General features: G+C 70.6%; 16 protein-coding genes and 1 pseudogene. 5 read left to right on the plus strand and 12 right to left on the minus strand.

The annotated features are described in order from the left end of the window. The first annotated feature begins 89 nt into the window (after positions 1-89). Together ACQP2P_RS26935 and ACQP2P_RS26940 are read left to right on the plus strand one after the other, a co-directional pair. Positions 90-1,022 carry a family 2A encapsulin nanocompartment shell protein gene (locus ACQP2P_RS26935; RefSeq protein ID WP_433605294.1) on the plus strand — a complete coding sequence of 311 codons (933 nt, stop codon included), beginning with the start codon at positions 90-92 and terminating at the stop codon, positions 1,020-1,022. Continuing rightward, positions 1,019-2,311, plus strand: a complete 1,293-nt coding sequence (locus ACQP2P_RS26940) for a SufS family cysteine desulfurase (protein ID WP_433605296.1) — start codon at positions 1,019-1,021, stop codon at positions 2,309-2,311. The genes ACQP2P_RS26935 and ACQP2P_RS26940 overlap by 4 nt, the downstream gene beginning before the upstream one ends. Positions 2,312-2,356: 45 nt before the next feature. On the opposite strand, the gene ACQP2P_RS26945 is transcribed toward ACQP2P_RS26940, so the two are convergent. The 10 genes and pseudogenes from ACQP2P_RS26945 to ACQP2P_RS26990 form a co-directional block, all read right to left on the minus strand. Then, positions 2,357-2,977 (minus strand): class F sortase, encoded by a 621-nt coding sequence (locus ACQP2P_RS26945; RefSeq protein ID WP_433605298.1) that lies wholly within the window; start codon positions 2,975-2,977, stop codon positions 2,357-2,359. 21 nt (positions 2,978-2,998) lie between these two features. Beyond that, positions 2,999-3,811, minus strand: a complete 813-nt coding sequence (locus ACQP2P_RS26950) for a hypothetical protein (protein WP_433605300.1) — start codon at positions 3,809-3,811, stop codon at positions 2,999-3,001. A 135-nt stretch (positions 3,812-3,946) separates the two neighbouring features. Then, positions 3,947-5,458, minus strand: a complete 1,512-nt coding sequence (locus tag ACQP2P_RS26955; protein ID WP_433605302.1) for a protein kinase domain-containing protein — start codon at positions 5,456-5,458, stop codon at positions 3,947-3,949. Between the two features lie 228 nt (positions 5,459-5,686). After that, positions 5,687-6,451, minus strand: a complete 765-nt coding sequence (locus tag ACQP2P_RS26960) for an anti-sigma factor (protein ID WP_433605304.1) — start codon at positions 6,449-6,451, stop codon at positions 5,687-5,689. Continuing rightward, a pseudogene (locus ACQP2P_RS26965) lies at positions 6,448-6,546 on the minus strand (RNA polymerase subunit sigma); the annotation flags it as partial. The pseudogene ACQP2P_RS26965 and the gene ACQP2P_RS26960, both read right to left, overlap by 4 nt. A gap of 287 nt (positions 6,547-6,833) precedes the next feature. Continuing rightward, a complete protein-coding gene (locus tag ACQP2P_RS26970) occupies positions 6,834-7,964 on the minus strand; it encodes a mandelate racemase/muconate lactonizing enzyme family protein (protein ID WP_433605306.1) in 1,131 nt (376 codons plus the stop codon). Positions 7,965-8,061: 97 nt separating this feature from the next. After that, a complete protein-coding gene (locus tag ACQP2P_RS26975) occupies positions 8,062-9,201 on the minus strand; it encodes a sugar ABC transporter substrate-binding protein (RefSeq protein ID WP_433605308.1) in 1,140 nt (379 codons plus the stop codon). 70 nt (positions 9,202-9,271) lie between these two features. After that, positions 9,272-10,273: an ABC transporter permease gene (locus ACQP2P_RS26980; protein WP_433605310.1), complete on the minus strand. Its 1,002-nt coding sequence runs from the start codon at positions 10,271-10,273 to the stop codon at positions 9,272-9,274. Further along, entirely contained in the window at positions 10,270-11,298 is a 1,029-nt protein-coding gene (locus ACQP2P_RS26985) for an ABC transporter permease (protein WP_433605312.1), read from the minus strand. The genes ACQP2P_RS26980 and ACQP2P_RS26985 overlap by 4 nt, the downstream gene beginning before the upstream one ends. Continuing rightward, a complete protein-coding gene (locus tag ACQP2P_RS26990) occupies positions 11,295-12,899 on the minus strand; it encodes a sugar ABC transporter ATP-binding protein (RefSeq protein ID WP_433605314.1) in 1,605 nt (534 codons plus the stop codon). The genes ACQP2P_RS26985 and ACQP2P_RS26990 overlap by 4 nt, the downstream gene beginning before the upstream one ends. A 168-nt stretch (positions 12,900-13,067) precedes the next feature. Here ACQP2P_RS26990 and ACQP2P_RS26995 point away from each other — a divergent pair, with 168 nt between their 5' ends. From ACQP2P_RS26995 to ACQP2P_RS27005, 3 genes are read left to right on the plus strand one after another with little or no spacing between them, the layout of a single operon-like run. Continuing rightward, complete coding sequence (locus ACQP2P_RS26995) at positions 13,068-14,054, plus strand: dihydroxyacetone kinase subunit DhaK (RefSeq protein WP_433605316.1); 987 nt, start codon at positions 13,068-13,070, stop codon at positions 14,052-14,054. A 1-nt stretch (position 14,055) separates the two neighbouring features. After that, positions 14,056-14,703, plus strand: coding sequence for a dihydroxyacetone kinase subunit DhaL (gene dhaL, locus ACQP2P_RS27000; protein ID WP_433605318.1), 648 nt, complete (start codon positions 14,056-14,058; stop codon positions 14,701-14,703). Further along, on the plus strand, positions 14,700-15,539 hold the full coding sequence (locus tag ACQP2P_RS27005) for an N-acyl homoserine lactonase family protein (RefSeq protein WP_433605320.1): 840 nt from the start codon (positions 14,700-14,702) through the stop codon (positions 15,537-15,539). The genes dhaL and ACQP2P_RS27005 overlap by 4 nt, the downstream gene beginning before the upstream one ends. A gap of 65 nt (positions 15,540-15,604) precedes the next feature. Here the strand turns inward: ACQP2P_RS27005 and ACQP2P_RS27010 are convergent, their stop codons facing one another. Together ACQP2P_RS27010 and ACQP2P_RS27015 are read right to left on the minus strand one after the other, a co-directional pair. Further along, on the minus strand, positions 15,605-16,330 hold the full coding sequence (locus ACQP2P_RS27010; RefSeq protein WP_433605322.1) for a FadR/GntR family transcriptional regulator: 726 nt from the start codon (positions 16,328-16,330) through the stop codon (positions 15,605-15,607). Positions 16,331-16,574: 244 nt separating this feature from the next. Continuing rightward, positions 16,575-17,294 carry a gluconate 2-dehydrogenase subunit 3 family protein gene (locus ACQP2P_RS27015; RefSeq protein WP_433605324.1) on the minus strand — a complete coding sequence of 240 codons (720 nt, stop codon included), beginning with the start codon at positions 17,292-17,294 and terminating at the stop codon, positions 16,575-16,577. Positions 17,295-17,321: the final 27 nt, after the last annotated feature.

Raw genomic sequence — 17,321 nt, forward strand, 5'->3', positions numbered from 1 at the left:
CGATCCCTTCCCCGGCGCCGGGATTGAACCGGCATCGGCCGGGTACCGACCCGACGCCACGCATGAGCTGACGCGTCCGGAGGAACCATTTGACAGCCAACGCTCAACCCACCTCAGGCGCCCTGGGCGATGCAGGGGCGCGTCAGCTCGCCGACACCACCAAACCCCCCGCCCGGATGGCGACGATCACTCCGCGCTGGCTGATACGCCTGCTGGAGTGGGTAGCGGTCGAAGGCGGCGTCTACCGGCTCAACAAGGTGCGTAACGCCGAGGCGATCGACATCGGCCTCCCGGGGCGCGACCAGAGCGAGCTGACGGCGACGTACGTTGACTACGAGGACGCGCCCCGCGAGTACTACCTGCACACCATCTCGACGATCCTGCGGGTGCACGCGCGGGTGTCGGACCTGTACCAGAAGCCACATGACCAGATCAGCGAGCAGCTACGCCTGACGATCGAGACGATGAAGGAGCGGCAGGAAAGCGAGCTGATCAACAGCGCGGACTACGGGTTGCTCGCCACCGCCACGTCGGCGCAGCGCGTGCCCACGATGAACGGCACACCGACGCCGGACGACCTGGACGGTCTGATCGCCAAGGTGTGGAAGGAGCCGGCGTTCTTCCTGACCCACCCGCGCGCCATCGCCGCCTTCGGCCGTGAATGCACCCGCCGCGGCGTTCCCCCGCCGACCGTGAGCCTGTTCGGCGCGCAGTTTCTCACCTGGCGTGGCCTGCCGCTGGTGCCCACGGACAAGATGCCGCTGGGGGACGGCAGAACGAGCATCATCCTGCTGCGCGTGGGCGAGGAGCGTCAAGGCGTGGTCGGGCTCTATCCACCGATCCTGGAGGGGCAGGAGGACCGGGGCTTGTCCGTGCGGTTCATGGGCATTGACGAGCGGGCGATCACGTCTTATCTGATCTCGTTGTACTCGTCGCTGGCCGTGCTGACCGACGATGCGATCGCCGTCCTCGACGAGGTCGAGGTGGACAAGATCCACGACTACCCTTACCACTACCGGTGACGTACTACTTTGTGCCCGACGAGGCATACTGCGCGCCGGCTACCGCCCCCTTCGATGTCGGCCGCATCCGGGCCGATTTTCCGATCCTGCGCCAACGTGTGCATGGCCACGCGCTGGCGTGGCTGGACAACGCCGCGACGACGCAGAAGCCGCAGACGGTGATCGACCGGGTTGCTCGCTTCAGCGCGCAGGACAACTCGAACATCCACCGCGGCGCGCACACGCTGGCCAGCCGGGCTACCGAGGCGTACGAGGATGCGCGAGCCACCGTCGCGCGGTTCCTCGGGGCGGCAACCAGCGACGAGGTGGTGTTCGTACGCGGCGCGACCGAGGCGATCAACCTGGTCGCGCACAGCTTCGGCGGGCGCTTCGTCAGGCCGCAGGACGAGATCATCGTCTCGCACCTGGAACACCACGCCAATCTGGTGCCGTGGCAGCGCTTCGCCAACGGGCGGCGCGCGCGCCTGCGGGTCGTCCCAGTCGGCGAGGACGGCCAGATCCGGCTGGACGCCCTGGCGGACCTGCTCGGCCCACGTACCCGTCTGGTCGCCATCGCCCACGTCTCCAACGCGCTGGGCACGATCGTTCCGGTCAGGGAGGTGGTGGCGATGGCGCACCGCGTCGGTGCGCGGGTGCTCGTGGACGGCGCGCAGGCCGTACCCCACCTGCGCGTCGACGTGCGCGAGCTGGACGCTGACTTCTACGTTTTCTCGGGTCACAAGGTCTTCGGCCCGACCGGCGTCGGCGCGCTCTACGGCAAGGCCGAGATCCTCGAGTCGATGCCGCCGTGGCAAAGCGGCGGCAACATGATCCAAGATGTATCCCTGGACCGCACCATCTACCGGGCGCCCCCAGCGCGCTTCGAGGCCGGCACCGGCCCGATCGCTGAGGCGATCGGATTGGCCACGGCGCTCGACTACGTCGATGCGATCGGCTGGGACCGGATCACCAGCTACGAGCACGGCCTGCTCGAGTACGCAACACTGCGGTTGGGCGAGTTGCCGGGGCTGCGCCTCATCGGCACCGCGGCGGCCAAAGCCGGCGTCCTGTCCTTCACACTCGAAGGCACCGCACCCCAGAAGATCGCCGCGGCGCTGGACCGCGACGGCATCGCGGTGCGTGCGGGACACCATTGCGCCCAGCCGATTCTGCGCCGATTCGGGGTGGAGGAGACAGTACGAGCGTCGCTCGCGCTCTACAACACCCGGCAGGAGATCGATCTGCTGGCGGCCGGCCTGCGCCGGGTCGCCGCCCGCCACGCCCGCCCGACCTACCGGCACCACGCTTGACGGCTCCTACCTCCAGTCCTACCTCCAGGCCCGACACGAGCAGGCCTACCGGGTTCTTGCCTGTTTGAGGTCGGCGAAGGCGACGATGTTGTCGCGGTAGTGGCCCGCGGCGGCGTCGAACTCGCCGCCGCAGGTGATGAGGCGCAGCGCGGCGTGGTCGGTCGGGCCGTAGACGGCCTGGGTCGGGAACTGGTCCTTGGGGTGTCGCTCGACCTTGGTGACGGCGAAGACGGCCTGGCTGCCGTCGAGCCGGGTCACGGTGATCTCGTCGCCGGCGGTGAGCGTGGCCAGGCGGTAGAAGGCGCCTTTGTCGCCTTTCCAGTCGACGTGGCCGGCGAGGACGGCCGGTCCCAGCGCGCCCGGGGTGGGCGCGCCGGTGAACCAGCCGACGGTGCTCGCGTCGCCGGGCACCTCCATGGTGCCGTCGGGGTTGGTGGCCAGGCCGATGAGGTTGCTGGTGACGCCGAGCTCGGGGATGCTCAGGCGGACGGGTGGTGAGGACACCATGAGCGGGCCCGACGTCAGTTCCTGGACCGCGTCCGCGGATGGCGGCGCGGGGGCCGTTCGGGTGACCGCCGGCGCGGCCTCGGTGTCCGGCGCCGCCGGCGGTGTCGAACAGGCCGCCAGTGCCAGCAGCGCGGCGGCCGTGACCGTCCCGCGCCGCACGCCGCTCATGATGTCCACGGCTCAGGCCTGCGCCGTCTTGCGGCGGCGGTAGAAGGCGATCGCGAGGGCGCCGCCGACCACGGTGCCGCCGACCGCGTAGATCGTGGCCGGGTCGATGCGGTTCGGCTGGAGGGTGGAGCCGTCGCCGGTGTTGACTCCCCCGGCGGGGACGGAGCCGGCGGCGGCGCCGGCCACCATGCCGCAGGTGGCCACGTCGGTGGCCTCCTCGGGGATGTTCGGCACGCCGAGCGACTTGGCGAACGTCGACTCGCCGAGCCCGTCCAGGTCGTACTTGCCGTTGTGGTTCGCGTCGATGCCGTGCTGCACGATGTGCAGATCCATCAGGTGGGCGATCGTGCCGGCGGGCAGCTGCGCGGCGGGGATGGTGCGTTCGTAGGACAGGTTGCCGTTGGCGTCGGCGGTGGGGAAGCGGTCGACGGCCAGGCCGCTGGCCTTGGTGGTGTCACCGGTGGTGGTGAGCGAGACGAAGATGTCGCCGTACATCGGCAGGCCTTCTTCGACGCTGAGGTAGCCGTTGTGGTTCGTGTCGGCGGCCATGGTGGGGCAGTGGAAGTCGACGCCGGCCGCGGAGCCGTGCAGGTGCTGGGCGTGCGGTGAGTTCGGCGTCATCCCGGTCGACTTGATGGCGATTTTCAGGTCGCCGTTGGCCATGGGGGTGAGCGTCGCGCTGCCTTTGGCGCCGGCGTGGCCCATCTCCTGCAGGTCGACCGAGACCGACTCGGCGGCGAACACGGGTGCCGGCGCCACGAGCGGCACGCTGAGCGCGATTGCGGCGATCGGCAGGGCCGCGACGGCGGCTCGTCGGAGGTTCATCAGGTGCTCCTTCTGGCGGGCGTTGTTGCGGGAGGGATTCGGGGCTGTCACCGGGTCGGATGGGCGCGACGTGCGCGACATCGGCAATGTGTGCGGGACGGGGCGTGCGCGCGGTCGCCCGCGATGCTCGTGCGGTCAGCGGGGGGTGAAGCTCGTCATGATCGTGCGGAAGGTGGTCTGTTCGGCGTCCCACTGCTGGGCGGTCGTGGTCCAGGAGACGATGAAGCCGCGGCCGGCGCCGGTGATGAAGCTGCGCCGGACCGTGTGCCATTGGCGCTCGCCCGTGGCGGTGAGGTATTCCCAGTCGGCGGCGCCGTTGCGGTACAGCACGGGGCTGATCGTGAGGTTGCGGTAACCGGGCGGCGGCTGCTGCGCGAGGTGCTGCTCCTGCCGTCGCCAGGCGGCGACCTGGTCGGCGGCGAGGGACGCGGCCGGGTCGACGGTGAGCGCCCGGCTGCCGTCGGGGTCGAGGAAGCAGACAAGGCCGCCGGGTGCGGAGCCGAGCAGGAAGCCGCCGGGCACGCCGACCCGGAAGCGTCCGGCGTCTGCCCAGGTCCACCCGGCCGGCAGGGCGGTGGGCCCGGCGCCGGCGTCGACCGCGGTCGCGGCCGTGCACTGCGGCGCGGCCGACCCGGTGACCGCCGGCGTGCCGGGCGTCGTCGCCGCGGCCGGGGCGGCGGGGACGCGGGCCGGGCCGCCGGGCCATGCGGCGTAGGCGGTGGCGCCGCCCCCGGCGGTCACGGCGAGCGCCGCCGCGGCCACGACGAGTTTGCGCCGCCCGGCCCACGAGCGGCGGGGCCGCGGGCCGGGTGCGGTGGCACCACAGAGGACGGCGCGGGCCTGAGCGATGGTGAACCGGTCGGCCGGCGTACGGCGCAGCAGGCCGGCGATGACCGGCTCCAGGGGGCCGGCGCGCAGCATCGGGTCGGGTGGTTCGGCGGCGAGGGCGTGCAACTGTTCCACGGCGCTGCCCCGGCTGTAGGGCGGGCGGCCTTCGACGGCCCAGTAGAGGGTGGCGCCGAAGGACCACAGGTCGGTGCGGGTCGTGGAGGCGCCGTCGTTGAGTCGCTCCGGGGCGACGTAGGCGGGGGATGCGAGGAGCACGTCCTCGCGGGAGACGTCGGCCGGGCCGCCGGCGGCGAGGCCCTCGTCGAACACGGCCACGCCGAAGTCGCCGAGCAGCACCCGGCCGTCGTCGGCGAGCAGCACGTTGGGCGGCTTGACGTCGCGGTGCAGCACCCCGGCCGCGTGCGCGGCCTCCAGCCCGGCCAGCACGGCCAGGCCCAGGCGGGTCGCCGCCGGCACGTCCAGCGGCCCGTCGTCGCGGACCGCATCCTGCAGGGACCGTCCGGTGACGTACTCCATGACGATCCACGGCCGCCCGTCGGTGAACAGCACGTCGTACATCCGCACGACGTTCGGGTGGGTCAACCTCGCGGCGGTGCGGGCCTCGCGGACCGTGCGCTCCCACGGGTCGGCCCGGCCCGGGGCGAGGCCGGTGACCGGCAGCATCTCCTTGACCGCGACGTCCCGGTCGAGCATCTCGTCGCGGGCCAGCCACACCCGGCCCATGCCGCCGTTGCCGACGACGCGCAGCAGCCGGTACCGCCCGGCCACCACGCCCTCCACACCACCGTCGACCGCCATGCCCCGCATTCGCCGCGGTCACCCGATCGGATAGGTCAGTGTGATCCACGTCTCACGCCCAGGGTTGCGGCAGGGGAACCAGGTCCCGCGCCTTGCCGTGCCGTGCACGCAGCCGCCGTGGGTTCAGATCTTTTGCACCTACGTGCTGGTCCGGAAGACCGGCAAACCCCTGCTGGAACGCCGCCCCGAACCTGACGGTCCCGGGCGGGCGCCCGCGGTGGACGAGGGCTAGGTCAGCGGCACCCCGGCCACGACCCGTGTGGTGGGCGCGGTGGAGCCGGTGGCCGGTTCGACGGTCACCGCCACCGCGTTCTTGCCCCGCACCCCGGTGAGCAGCACGGTGCCGCCGCCGGCGCCGGCGGGCAGGACGGGGGCCGGGCGGGGCGTGCCCCCTTCCATCAGCCACAGCTGGTATCCGCGGCCGTTCGGCACGGCCGGCGCCCCGGTCAGGATGGCCACACCCGTGTCCTGGACGGCGGAGGTGATCATGGTGAGCTGCCCGCCGCCGGTGAGGCTGCTGCCGTGCACGACCGCGTCCGGGGCGGCCAGCACGGCCCGCATCCGCTCGGCGTCGGCCCGCGCGGCGGTGGTGGCGGCGCGTTCGTCGCGCAGCCGCTGCTGCTGCATCGCGGCGGTGCCGACGGCCCCGCCGGTGGCGAGGACGCCGGCGGCGACCGCCGCGGCGGTGTACCGCCGCCACCGCCGCACCGCCGACGTGCCGGCGGGGGTAGCGGTGTGGCGGTGGCCGGGCCGGTCCTGGCGGGTCCGGGCGACCTGGGCCAGGACCGCCGCCCGCAGCCGCGGCGGCGGTGCCGACCAGGTGGTGTCGGCCAGCCGGGCGGCGGCGTGCTGCACTTCGGCGACCTCGGTCGCGCAGGCATCGCACCGGGCCAGATGCCGGGCGAACGCGACCCGCTCCAGGTCGTCGACCGCGTCGAGGGCGTAGGCGCCGGCCAGGGCGTGGATGTCGACCGTGCCGTCGATGCCGGTCATGCCGACACCCCCAGGCAGTCGCGCAGCCGGATGAGCCCGTCGCGCATCCTGGCCTTCACCGTGGGCAGCCCCACGTGCAGCAGTTCGGCGACCTCGCGGGAGGCCGGGGAGTCCGCACGCCCCCTGCGTCCCTCGTCATCGCTGCCCTTCCCCGCGCCTGACGTTCAAGGTGCACCAGGCATTCGGTGCCGCCGCGGCCGCGGATGGGTGCGAGATCGCGACCCGCACCGGGCAGGCCCTCGGGGCAGAGGGCCTGCCCGGCGGGCGGGTGACGGGCCAGCCGCGGGTAGGCGAGGGTCGACACGGCGGTGCGCTGCGGCCCGGGCCACCGGCCGAACTGGACCAGATGCAGCACCGGCGACCGCGCGAGCGGTTTACGCGGTCATGCCCCGATGCCGACACGGTAGCGTTCGGCCGCGCCGTCAGCGATACGCGCGCCGATTCCGGGCTCCTCGCTGCCCCAGACGCGGCCGTCGGTGACCACGGGCGGGTTGACGAGGAAGCCTTCCCAGCCGAGCCCGCCGTAGGCGTCGAACTCGATGAGCGGTGCGTTGTCGCAACTGAGGATGACCTGCAGGCCGGCGTGGATGCCGATGCCCGTCCCCGACGAGCAGCCGATGTGCGGGACGCACCGCAGGTTCCAGGCGCTGGCCATGTCCGCGATCCGCTTGAGCTCGGAGATGCCGCCGACGCTGGCGGCGTCCGGCTGGATGATGTCGAACGGCAGGTTCGCCATCAGATCGATGTACTCGTACCGGGTCAGCAGCGACTCGCCGCCGGCCAGCGGGATGTCGATCCGGTCCGCCAGCCACGAGTGGCCCGACACGTACTGCGACAGGCTGCGCGACATGATGGGCTCTTCGAGCCAGGCCACGCGGAGGTTGTGCAGCTCCTTGGCGAGTGCCAGGGCGCCCCTGCGCTCGTAGGCCATGTTGGCGTCGACCATCAGGTCGACGTCCGCGCCGGCCGCGGATCGCACGGCCTCGACGAGCTGGATCGCCCGGGACAGGTCCCCGTCCACCCGCAGCTTGATCGCCGTGTAGCCGGCGGCCACCGCCTCCCGGGCCTCGGCGACGGCCTCGTCGACCGGCTTCAACGACGGCGCGAAGTAGGCCCGCACCGAGTGCTGCGACGTGCCGAGCAGCCGGTGGACCGGCTGCCCGGTGATCTTGCCGAGCAGGTCCCAGAGGGCGATGTCGATGCCGCTCAGCGCGTACGTCTCGACGCCCCGGCGGCCCCACATGTGCGTCGCTCGCATCATGTCGTGCCACAGCGCGCCGATGTCCCGGGGGTCGCGGCCGGTGATCATCGGACCGAGCTGCCCGTTGATCAGCGGGCCGACGGTCGGGAAGTACTCGGCGGAGAAGCCGGCCTCGCCGATCCCCACCAACCCATCGCTGGTGGTCACCTCGACGATGATGCCGCCCTTGGTCGTCACCGCCATCGCACCCCAGCGCAGCTCCTCCTCGAGGGGAAGCCCGACGGGATATGCCCGTACGCCCGCGATCTTCATGTTCAACTCACCGTTCGCCTAGTTGCTGTTGCTGGACGTTGAGGCGAGCCGGCGGCTGGAACACCGCCGGCCCACCCTGCAGGCCTGATCCGTCGCCTCAGGCGCCGTACTTCTTCGGTGCTGCGAGGCCCCACTCGGTGTACGCCAGGTGCCAGTCCACATTGGACTTGTCGACCACCTGGGTGGGGTTGTTGATGAACTGGGTCACCGCCTGGCCGAGCACGGCCGAGACGAAGATCGCCTCGATGAGGTTCTGCCCCTGGTCGATGCCGCCGATGTCGACGGTGGCGGTCAGCTTGCCGGCCATGATCTGCTTGTAGCCGGAGACGAGGCCGTCGGCGCCGACGGTCAGGATCCCGCTGCTGCCGTCCCAGTGCTTGAGGCCGGCGGTGTCGATCGCCTGGGACGCGCCCAGGGCCATCTCCTCGTTCTCGCCGTAGACGGCGTTGACGTTACGGTTCTTGGTAAGCAGGTCTTGCGCCGCGGCGAAGCCCTTGTCGCGCACGTATCCGCCGTCGGCCTCGCCGACCACTTTGATCCCGGGGAACTCGGCGAGCGCCTTGTCGAAGCCGATCTTGCGACCGCGGGTCCAGTCCGAGCCGGACGGGCCCCAGATCTGCAGGATGTTGCCCTGGCCTTTGAGCTTCTCCGCGATGTACTTGCCGGCGAGGTAGCCCGACTGCCACCTGTTGTCGTACCCGACGTTGGTGACGGTCTGCAGCTGGTCCTCGGGGTAGAGCTCGGCGGGCTGGTTGAACTGGTAGATTTTGACGCCCTTGGCCGAGGCGTCGCGGTAGAGACCTTGAACCGTCGCGAAGTTGGCGCCGGTGCACACGGCGATGGCGTCGAACTTGCGCGAGACCCACGACTGGACGATGCCGAGGGTGCCCTGCACCGCGTTGAAGTCGCCGACCGGCGCCTGGCGCTCCCAGACCCAGCGGCAGCCGAACCGCTGCTCGTACTCGTTCATCCTGCGCCAGGCGGCGTGCTCGATCTGGGTGAAGTTCTCCGAGAGGACCGGCGGGGTGAAGCCGACCTTGATCTCCCGGCCGTTGACGATCTTCTTGATAGCCTCGTCGAACGACTCGCTGGCCGTCCCGCTTCCACCGCCGCCGGCGGCCGATGCGCCGCCGTTGGGCGAGCAGCCGGCGAGCAGCGCTCCGCCCACGCCTGCCCCGGTCAGCAACCCGGCGGTCCGCAGCAGGCCTCGGCGCGATAACCCTTCGAAGTTGGCCATGTCGATCTCCTCTGACTGTGTGGGGTGTAGTACAGGGGTGTTACGGGGTGTCTGTTGTCCGCGCTGCGCGTCAGCGGCGGGGAGCACCGACCGAACGGGCGATGCCGCTCCACGCCTGGTTCGCCAGGATCGCGAGGATGAGCACCAGGCCGGTGACCACGGCCTGCCAGCTCGACTCGACGCCGGTCAGGTTGATGATGTTGCGGGTCAGCGTCAGGGTGAGGGCGCCGACGAGGGCGCCGATCACCCGCCCCTTGCCACCGGAGAGCGACGCGCCGCCGATCACGGCCGCCGCGATGGCACTGATCTCGTAGCCGTTGCCGATCAGGGGCGGCACGGTGGTGGTACGGCCGGCGATGTGGATGCCGGCCACCGCGGCCATGAGACCGCTGATGACGTACGCGCCGATCTTGATGCGGTCGACCCGGATGCCGGCGTGCATGGCACCGGTGGGTGAGCTGCCGACCGCGTAGAACTTCACGCCGAGGGCGGTGCGGCGGAGGAAGACGGAGACCGCCACGCCGACCACCAGCACCAGCACCATCGGCACGGTGATCGGGCCGAGGATCCGGCGCAGCCCGCCCACGTAGTAGTAGGGCTCGGTCATGTAGCCGAGGATCGGCACACCGGCGGTCCAGTACAGCAGGAATCCACCGGCCAGGCCGAGCATGGCCAGGGTCACGATGAAGTCCGGGATGCCCAGCTTCGTGACCAGCAGCCCGTTGATCAGCCCGATGCCCGCACCCACGCCCAACGCGGCGAGGAAGGCCACCGCCAGGGGCAGTCCGTTGTTGAGGCAACTGGCCGCCACACCCGCGCTGAGGCCCATCACCGAGCCGACCGACAGATCCAGACCGCCGGCGATGAGGACCACGGTCATACCGATGGCCAGGAAGCTCACGGTGATCATCGCGTTGACGATGTTGGTCAGGTTGCCGGCGGTGGCGAACGTCGGCTCGGCGAACGACATCACGGCCACCGCGACGACCAGGAGCGCGAGGATGCCGAACGAGGGATCCCGCAGGACCCGGATGCGCAATGCGGACACGCGCTCAGCCCCGATGGTGGTCATCGTCCCTCACTTGTCGCTGGCTGCAGTTCTCCGGCCGGTGGCTGGACGGGCTCGGGGGTACGCAACGTCAGCGCGAAGCGGCGCACACCGCGGTCCACGATCACGCCGACGAGGATGCAGACACCCGTGATGATGGAGAAGATGAGCGGGTCGACGCCCATGAGCCGGAAACCCTGCTTGAGGGTGACCAGCAGCAGCGCGCCGAGGCCGGCCTGCCAGATGCCACCCCGGCCGCCCGCGAGGCTCACGCCGCCGAGCACCGCTGCGGCGACCGCGACGAGTTCGTAACCGCTGGCCATCCCGGGCTGGACGGAGTTGAGCCGGGAGGCCAGGAGCACGCCACCGAATCCGGCCAGGGCGCCCGACACCAGGTAGGCGTAGAGCTTGATCCGCCCGACGTCGATCCCGGCGACCAAGGCGGGGGCACTGCCCATGCCGGTCGCGCGGATCTTGCGGCCGAACGGGGTCTTGACCAGCGCGAGGTGCAGCACCGCGATGACAACCACCGCCAGCACCATGGCACTGGTGAGGCCCGCGACGGAGGTACGGGCGACGGCGAGGTACTTCGAGTCCGGCGTCCCGACGAGCTGGACGTGGTCGGTGAGCACCACGAGCAGGCCGGCCGCGACGTTCAGCGTTCCCAGCGTCACGATGAAGTCGTTGAGCCGGAACTTGACGATCACCAGGCCGTTGACGAGCCCGAAGGCCAAGCCCGTCCCGACGCCGACGAGCACCGCCACCACCGAGTTGAGCCCGTGCATCGAGGCCCACAGCGAGGTGCCCGCGCTCAGGCCCAGGACGGCGCCGACCGAGAGATCGATCCCGCCGGCGATGATGACCAGGGCCAGACCGGCCGTGATGATGAAGGTCGGCACTTCTTCGTTGAGGTAGTACTTGATGGAGTCACCGTCGGCGAACGACGGTACGGCCAAGGCGAAGCCGACGGTGACCACCACGAAGGCCAGGAGGATGGGAACGCCCTCGATCCCGAGGATTCGAGCGGCGCCCGAGCGAAATGTTGTCATCGGTCAGCTCTCGATGCTTTGTCGATGATGGCGTTCTTGACGGCGTCGTAGCCCTCTGTCGCCACCCGGTCGGGGATGTCGCGGATCTCGCCGACGAGCGCTCCGCGGTTCAGGACGACCACCCGGTCACAGAGGCTGATGAGCTCGGAGAACTCTGAGGCGATGACGATCACCGAGGTCCCCTCCTCCACAACCTCCCGGATGAGGCGGTGCACCTCGGCCTTGGCGTGGATGTCGATGCCCTGGGTCGGCTCGTCGAAAATGAGGATGGACGGCTTGGTGTTCAGGCAACGCGCGATGATCGCCTTCTGCTGGTTGCCCCCGCTGAGATTGCGGATCATCTCCGTGCCGCCCGGAGTCTTGATGCCGAGGCTGCGGATGTACCCGTCGGCAAGCGTCCGCTCGCGCCGCCCGCGCAGCACGCCGGCGGCCGTGACGGAGCCGAGCTCAGCGATGGAGATGTTCTCGGCGACGGAGAATTCCGGGAGGATGCCCAGTTGTTTACGGTCCTCCGGCACCATGGCGAGGCCCGCCTTGTAGGCCACCTTCGGATGGCGGATCCGGCGGACCCGCCCGTCGATCTCGATCTGGCCGGACGACAGCTTGTCCAGGCCCATCAGGGCCCGCACCATCTCGGTGCGCCCGGCGCCGGCCAGTCCCGCGACGCCCAGGATCTCCCCGCGCCGGACCTCGAAGGAGATGTCGCGGAGCACCCCGTGGCGGGTCAGGTTCCGCGCCCGCAGCCGCGGCGGCGCGTCGTCGCCGTCGGCCCGGTTCCTCGGCGCGGGAACGGTGTCGGCGGCCTCCATGAGTTCCATGGCGTCGCCCCCGAACATCTGCGCGGCCAGCTCGCGTTTCGTGAGCCGCGCGGTCTCCGTGCGCGCGATGGTGCGCCCGTCGCGCATCACGGTGGCCACGTCCGCCAGCCCGAAGATCTCGTCGAGGTGGTGGGTGACCCAGATCAGCGCGACACCGCGCCGCTGCAGGCTGCGCATGTGCTCGAAGAGCAGCGTCTTCTCGTGCTCCTCGAGGCCCGATGTGGGCTCGTCGAGGATCAGGATCTTCGGCGGTACGGCCAAGGCCTTGACGATCTCGATGGCGCGCTTCTTCAGCGCGCCGAACTCACCGACCGGACGCCACAGCTCGGATCGGCTGATACCGAACTCGCCGGCCAGATCCTGAATCTGGCGGGCGATCCGGCGGCGGTTGACGAACATCGAGCGCTTGCCGGTCAACGCCTCCTCCCGCCCGAGGAAGATGTTCTCGAGGACGGTCAGGTCCGGCACCGTGGAGAGCTCCTGGTGGATGGTGCTGATGCCCAGCGCCTGGGCTTGCCGGGGGTGACCGATCGACACCTCCTCGCCGGCCAGCTCGATGCGGCCGGAGTCCGGCGTGACGGTGCCGGACAGCACGTTGAGCAACGTCGACTTGCCCGCGCCGTTGCCACCGAGCAGGGCATGGATCTCGCCGCTGCGCACCAGCAGGCTCACCCCGTCGAGGGCCTGCACGACCTGGAAACGCTTGCGGATGTCCGTCATACGCAGGTGCGGCACCTCGACGGGTTGCTGCGCCTCGGCCGGCAGTGGGGACGGCGCCTTCATACCTGTTCCTCTCCGCGAACCACTGGTCTTGTGATCGGGTGGTCGGACCAATATCCTGAGCGCTCGACCGCAAAGTCAAGAGGTTCCCGCGGTTTCTTCGTCCCGGCTCGGCGCCGGCACCACCCGGCCCATCCATGCAGAAAGGGGGCGTACAGGGTGCAGAAAATCATGGGCGAGGCCTCCACGGTCGTCGCGGACTACCTGCGCGGACTGGCTGCCGCCAACCCCGACGTCGTCGAGTTCGACCAGGATCGCCGCATCGTCGTGCGGCGGACCGCGGCCCGTCCCGGCAAGGTAGGACTCATCTCCGGTGGCGGGTCCGGCTGCGAACCGCTGCACGCGGGCTACGTCGGGCTGGGCATGCTCGACGCCGCCTGCCCCGGTGAGGTGTTCACCTCCCCCGTGCCGAACCAGATCATGGCGGCCACCGAGCGCGCCGACCACGGCGCGGGCGTGCTGTACATCGTCAAGAACTTCGGCGGCGAGGTCATGAACTTCGGGCTCGCCGCCGAGATCCTGCGCCGTCAGGGCATCCGGATCGAGAAGGTCCTCGTCAACGACGACGCGTCCTTCCCGCCGGAGCTCGCGGGCAGGCGCCGCGGACTGGGCGCCACGGTGCTGGTCGAGAAGATCGCCGGTGCCGCGGCCGAGGAGGGGCGTTCGCTCGACGAGGTCGCCGGCCTGGCCCGCCGGGTCGTCGAGCGCAGCCGGACGTTCGGCGTCGCGTTGAGCTCCTGCACCCACCCGAAGACCGGGCGGCGCACGTTCGAGCTGCCCGACGGGGAGTACGAGGTCGGTGTCGGCATCGGCGGTGACCGCGGCCGCGAGCGCCGGCCACTCCCGCCGGCCGACGAGATCGCGGACGTCCTGCTGGAGAAGGTCACCGCCGAGCTCGGCCTCCAGGCGGGCAACCGCGTCCTGGTCCTGCTCAGCGGCCTCGGATCCACCCCCTCCATCGAGCTGCACGGGCTGTTCGCCGCGGTCCGGGACCGGCTGGTGAAGCTCGGCACCGACCCCGTCCGCAGTTTGGTGGGCAACTACATCACGTCGCTCGACTCCCACGGTGCGCTGCTGACCGTGCTCCACGTCGACGACGAGATGCTCGACCTGTGGGACCGGCCCGTACACACCGCGTCGCTGCGCTGGGGAGTCTGACATGACCGCGGAACTGTCGCAGGACACCGTGACGGCTTGGCTGGAGCGCTTCTGCGCCGAGGTCATCGCCGCGGAGTCGCACCTCAACGAGCTCGACTCGGCCACCGGCGACGGCGAGCACGGCTCGAACCTCAGCCAGGGGGCCGCCGCGGTGCAGGCCCTGCTGCGCAACGCCGCGTTCACCGACGTCCAGGAGCAGTTGTCGGCCGTCGCCATGGCCCTGGTCAACTCCGTCGGCGGCGCCAGCGGCGCGCTCTACGGCACGTTCTTCCTCCGGCTGAGCGATGTGGGCGAGGGCCGGACCGCCCTGGACCTCGCCGGCCTCCGCGAAGGCCTGGGCTCCGCCCTGGACGGCATCCGCGAGCTCGGCGGCTCGGCCCCGGGCGACAAGACACTGGTCGACGCGATCCACCCGGCCGTCACCGTGCTCCAGTCCCTCGACACCCGCTCGTGCGGGCTCGTGAAGGCGCTCGGGCGCGCCGCCGCGGCCGCCGAGGAGGGTCGCGACGCCACCGCCGGCATGGTGGCCAGGATGGGCCGGGGAAGCTACGTCGGCGACCGCAGCCGCGGCCACGTCGACGCCGGCGCGACCTCGATGGCGCTGCTGTTCCGGTGCCTGCACGCCAGCGCCGAGGCGGCAGCCGCATGACGTCTTCCGTCACCTCGCTCCATCTCCTCGACGGCGGCCTGCTGGAGGTGGAGTCGAGTGTCGTCGTGCCAGGCTCGGCCTTCGGCCGCCGCATCGCTGTTCCGATCCAGATGTTCCTCGTCGGTACCACCGCGGGGTACGTCCTGATCGACACCGGCAACGACCCCGGCGTGATCACCGACCCGGTCGGGACCTGGGGAGCTGAGCTGGCGACGGCCGCCCGCCCCCTCATGGAGCCGCACCATCACCCGGCCGAGCAGCTGCGGCTGCTCGGCCTCGCGCCGCGTGACGTCAAGGCCGTGGTCTACACACACCTCCACCACGACCACGCCGGCGGCGGGCGGATCTTTCCCGACGCCGTCCACGTCGTGCAGCGCGCCGAGCACCGGTGGGCGCTCAGCCCCGACGGGCACGCCGGCAAGGCGTACGTGCCGGCGGACTTCACGAGGACGAGGTGGACGCTCGCGGACGGGGACTGGCACATGCTCCCCGGCATCCAGCTGGTGATGACGCCGGGCCATACCCCCGGGCATCAGTCGGTGGTGCTCTGGGACGTCCCCGACCTGGGCAACGTCGTCCTCGCCGGCGATGCGATCAACACCGCCTCGTGCGTCGAGGAAAATCTCCCGCCGGGCATCGCCACCGACAGCGTGACGGCCGTGCAGTCCATGCACCGGCTCACCGCGCTGGCGGCCGCGACGGACGCGCTGCTCGTGACCGGCCACGACCTGGCCCTGTTCGAGGCCATGCCGAAGGCGCCCGAGCCGCTGCGGAAGGTGGGCCACCGTCCCGCGCGGCACCACGCACCGATGCTGGACCTGGCCGCCGGCGCCTGATCCACAGAAGCGAGCCCGCCCCGCAGCAATGGCGCTGCGGGGCGGGCTCTTCGGCGTTCACGGGCTCAGTGCCGCTCGCCGGCCTGCTCCAGGTGCTCGGCGATGTCACGCTCGACGTCGCGGATGTGGTTGAGCGCCGCGACCCTGGCGTCGCGCAGCCGGTGGCCGATGATGGCCTGGCACAGCTTGACGTGACCGTCGTGCGCGTGCGCCCGGCGCCCGGGGAGTTGGATCACTCGGTGTGAGTACTTGAAGAAGAGCGGCTCGATGCTCTCCATGAGCCGCACCAGCAGCGTGTTCTTCGTCGCCCGGACGATCGCCCGGTGCAGCTCGGCGTCGAGCTTGACGAACGCGTCGTCGCTCAGCTGCGGATCGGCGGCCTCGGCCAGAATCCGCTCGAGCTCGGCCCCTTCCTGCGCGGTGATGCGCCGGGCGGCGAGGCTCGCGGCGTCCGGCTCGAGCGACAACCGCACCTCGAACAGCTCCGGGACGGTGAAGTCGTCGAACACCAGCAGCTCGGACAGTGTCGGCCGGGCCTTCTTGTCGCTGATGACAAAAACGCCCCGGCCGTGTTCGGTCCGCAGCAGGCCGGCGGCCTCGACCACCCGGATCGCCTCACGCATCGAGCTGCGGCCGACGCCGAACCGCTCGGCAAGGACACGCTCCGGCGGCAGCTTCTCGCCGGGCTTGTAGTCGCCGCGGGTGATCAGCTGCTCGAGCTGGGCAGCAACCGAATCGGCGACTTTCAGCCGGCGGACCGGTTCAATACCACCGGTGCTGGTGCCGGTCATCACGTGACCCCCTTCATTGAGCGGACGCACTGTCTCACCCGAAATGGAGCAAGTCTCTTCGGCAATGGTCAGGTGACCTGAGCACCAACTCTACCATCGTCGCGATAGACGTTTACTGTTGCCGTTGGACGGCTCCGTTGGCAAATGACAACGGGACGGCGCCGGGCTCCCGGCGAAGACTCGTGTCGTCTCGCCGGGAGCCCGGGTCACGCGGCGCCGAAGCCGGCCCGGATCCCGCTGCGGGTCACCCGCCGACCGGCCGGAATGGATTCTCCCGCAGGTACGGCACGAGGTCCTCCCAGGTGTACTCGCCCTCCATGAAGTACGGGCTCGTGTCGTACGTACCGTCCATCGTGTCCTTCAGCGACTTCGGGCCGGGGAAGCCGATGACCTTCCAGCCGATCTGGTCCTTGTTGCCACCGTAGACCGGGTCGCAGTAGAAGCCCTGCTTGGTGTGCAGGCAGAGCGCCGGGAAGAAGGCCATGCCCTCGTCGAAGGTGCCCTGCAGGAAGGTGGTCACCGCCTCCGTCGTGCCCAGGGTGACCTTGGCGGGCTGCGGCGCGCCGGAGTAGATCTCCAGCACGCTGTCCTGCTGCTGCTCGGTCAGGTCCTTGAAGTCGGTGTTGTAGTTGGTCCGGGCCACCGCGTCCAGATCGCGGATGCCCTGCCGGTACGTCTGCTGCATGTCCCACATCCGGGCCCGCCACGCCTCGGCGAACTTGCCGGTCAGCTTGAGGAACCCGCTGCCGTCGGCCGCGGCGAAGATGTAGTCGATGCCGGACAGGTAACGGTCGATGAACACCACCACCCGCGCCTCACGCGCGCCGGGGTCGTGGTCGGTCGGGATGATGCGGGCCGTGGCGGCCTCGACCGTCTCCCACTCGTGCTCGGTGAAGAACAGCCGCTCGTTCGAGTCGGGGTCGACCGGCGAACCGGCGATCTCCCAGTCGGCCTTGAGGGTCACAACGTCCTCCTTCCTTGGTGAATCGCG

Origin of the sequence: Dactylosporangium sp. CA-139114, assembly GCF_050955725.1 — a bacterium.
Lineage (GTDB): Bacteria > Actinomycetota > Actinomycetes > Mycobacteriales > Micromonosporaceae > Dactylosporangium.